The organism is Blastococcus sp. TF02A-26 (assembly GCF_003319125.1).
GTDB lineage: Bacteria > Actinomycetota > Actinomycetes > Mycobacteriales > Geodermatophilaceae > Trujillonella.
Map to the genome: position 1 here is coordinate 1 of NZ_QOHG01000047.1, position 1,264 is coordinate 1,264.

Annotated in this window: 1 protein-coding gene; it reads right to left on the minus strand. The window is 69.9% G+C overall.

Annotated features, from left to right (window positions below; translation table 11 throughout):
* Positions 1-39 precede the first annotated feature (39 nt).
* Positions 40-1,199, minus strand: a protein-coding gene (locus DQ240_RS23030; RefSeq protein WP_113842045.1) for an IS3 family transposase whose coding sequence is annotated in 2 segments (ribosomal slippage) — positions 40-926 and positions 926-1,199 — 1,161 coding nt in all. Because the reading frame shifts where the segments join, the coding sequence is not laid out codon by codon here.
* Positions 1,200-1,264 lie beyond the last annotated feature (65 nt).

Here is a 1,264-nt window from a genome sequence, read left to right on the forward strand (position 1 = left end):
GGGACTGCTGCAGCTTCGGTTGACGGCGGTTGGGACTGATCATGCCGCGATGGCGGCCTGAGTGGTGAAGGCGAGTTCGTACTCGACCGGGGTGAGCTTGCCCAGGGCGCGTTGGCGTCGTCGGCGGTTGTAGGTGTGTTCGATCCAGAACACGACCGCGGCGTGGAGCTCGTCGCGGGTGCGCCAGCGGCGGCGGTCCAGGACGTTCTTCTGCAGCAGCGCGTGCCAGGACTCCATCGCGGCGTTGTCGCCCGCGGAGGCGACGCGGCCCATGGATCCCTGTAGTCCGGCGGCGTTGAGAACGGCGCGGAAGGAGCGTGCTCGGAACTGCGATCCGCGGTCGCTGTGGACGACCACCACACCGGCCGGGCGGCGCCGGGCCACCGCTGTGCGCAGTGCGGTGACGGCCAGCTGGGCGGTCATCCGCTCGTCGAGGGCGTAGCCGACGATGCGGTTGCTGAACAGGTCCTTGATCGCGCAGCAGTAGAGCTTGCCCTCGGCGGTGGGGTGCTCGGTGATGTCGGTGACCCAGACCTGGTCGGGGCGCTGCGCGGTGAAATTCCGCTGCACGTGGTCGTCGTGCACCGCCGGGCCCGGGGTCTTGCCCGCGCCGCGCCGGCCCTTGCGCACCGTGGTCGACCAGAGCTTCTGCTGCGAGCACAGCCGCCAGATCCGCCGCTCACCGGCGCGATGCCCGGCGCCGGCGACTTCGTCGGCGAGGAACCGGTAGCCGAACTCCGGGTCATCGCCGTGGGCGTCGATGAGGGCGTTGGTGAGGTAGGCGTCCTCGAGGTCGCGCCGGCTCACCGGAGCGGCCAGCCAGGCGTAGTAGGCCTGGGTCGAGTGGCCCAGCACCCCGCAGGTCAGCCGCACCGGGATGCCCTCGGCGGCCAGGTCACGGACCAGCGGGTAGCTCATTTTGGGAGGCTGCCGGCCGCGAAGTAGGCCGCGGCTCGGCGGAGGATCTCGTTCTCCATCTCCAGCCGCCGCATCTGGCGGCGCAGCTGCACCAGCTCGTTCTGCTCAGCGCTGGTCTGCCCATCGACGACGCCGTCGTCGATGTCGGCCTGGCGCACCCAGCGGCGCACCGACTCCACCGAGATGTCGAAGTCTGCCGCGACCTCGGCCTGGCTCAGATCACCGCGGCGGGCGACCCGGACCACGTCACGCTTGAACTCCGGCGGGAACTTCTTGGGCACAGCGACATCCTTCCCACGGGACAAGATTCCGCAGAACGAGTGTCAACTGAAGGCGCAGCAATCCC